This window comes from Terrilactibacillus tamarindi (assembly GCF_009718825.1).
In the GTDB taxonomy this organism is placed as follows: Bacteria; Bacillota; Bacilli; order Bacillales; family Sporolactobacillaceae; genus Terrilactibacillus; species Terrilactibacillus tamarindi.
On the sequence record NZ_WNHB01000046.1, the window covers coordinates 1 to 1699 of the forward strand.

General features: G+C 37.0%; 1 protein-coding gene. It reads right to left on the reverse strand.

The features are described from left to right. Positions 1-28: 28 nt before the first annotated feature. Positions 29-1678, reverse strand: a complete 1650-nt coding sequence (locus GMB86_RS15245) for an IS1182 family transposase (RefSeq protein WP_155221391.1) — start codon at positions 1676-1678, stop codon at positions 29-31. Between the last annotated feature and the right edge of the window lie 21 nt (positions 1679-1699).

Here is a 1699-nt window from a genome sequence, read left to right on the forward strand (position 1 = left end):
GAGGCTGGGACATAACTAGCCAAAATAACTAAAAAATGGTTCCAATCATCGTTTTTGGATGATTGGAACCATTTTTTGTTGGATTATTATCATTGTTTATGGTTAAATTTTGTGTTTTGGCGGTGTACTTTCTTAAGTTCACCGCCATGAATGCAAAACCCAATTCATTTTTCACTTTCGCTTTGCCCCTTACGGACATGCGAGTGAAACGCAAATTAGCCTTCAAAAATCCAAAAACTGGTTCCACGTCAACTTTACGTTTGCCGTAAATTTCACCAGTTTTCTCTTCCGAAAGCTGTTTTCTAATGTATGCTTTTTGTTGTTCCCATTTTTCATTATAGTAAACTCTTCGATTGTTTCGTTCTTTTGCCTTCGTACACTTCGAACGTAATGGGCAATTCGAACAGTCTTCACACTCATAGACTTTAAACTGTCGGATAAAACCATCTTTATCTTTTCGCTTCGAAGGGGAGAGAAATCTCACTTTTTTTCCATTTGGACAGGTGAACGAATCACTTTCTTTATCATATTCCCAATTAGCGATATGAAATGGGTCTTGCTTATATTTCTTTTTCTTCTCTTTGCGATACATATTATATGTGATAAGTGGTGTACGTTTCCGATTGTCTAGGACATCTTCGTAGTTTTGTTCACTTCCGTAACCTGCGTCTGCGACGATATAATTCGGTAGTTCAAAAAAATGTTCTTCAATGGTATCTAAAAAAGGAATAAACGTGCGTGTATCAGTCGGATTTGGAAATACATCGTAAGCCAGCGCATATTGTCCTTCTGTCGCAATTTGCACATTATACCCCGCTTTAAGTTGACCATTCTTCATATAATCTTCTTTCATCCGCATAAAGGTGGCATCGTTGTCCGTCTTCGAATAACTATTGCGTTTACCGAATATTTCCATGTCATTTTGATATTTTTGTTTGCGGGCAACAAAATCTTTAAATTGTTTGTGGTATTGTTTGGGGGCTTTGCGCTCTGAACGCAGTTGTTTCCGTTCGCTTCCGTCTTTATTTACTTCTATTTTTTGATTATATTCTTCAATTTTATCCTCAAGCTTTTCAACTACTTTTGTGAGTTCTTCGGTGGTTAACTCATCTGAACTTTCTCGTTCTATTTCTGGAATAATTTCTTGTTCCAATAATTCATCATACAATTGGTTGGATTTTTCCACCAATTGGGCACTGTATTTTTCAACCGCCTTACGCCAAACAAACGTAAACTTATTGGCATTGGCTTCGATCTTAGTGCCATCAATAAAAATAGCTTCTTCATCAATTAGTTTTTCTTCTACCAGTTGGCAACGGAATTGTACAAAACACTGACGTAATAGCTCTTTAACCTCTGGATGGACACGAAAACGATTGATTGTTCGATAGCTTGGCTCATATCCTTGAGCTAACCACATCATGCGCACACTGTCTTGAAGTAATCCTTCTATCTTTCTTCCTGAAAAAACAGATTGTGTGTAGGCACATAAAATAATCTTCATCATCATCCGTGGATGGTAAGCAGGACGACCTGTTTCACGTAAGAAGCATACGAAGGCTTCATCTGGGATTTTTTCTACCAAATCGTTTACGGCATAGGCAATATCATTTTCTTGAAGTTTTCTTTCAAAATCTAACGGCAAAATAACTTGATTCATGTTATAATCTTTAAACATAGGGACACCTCTGATTGTTAT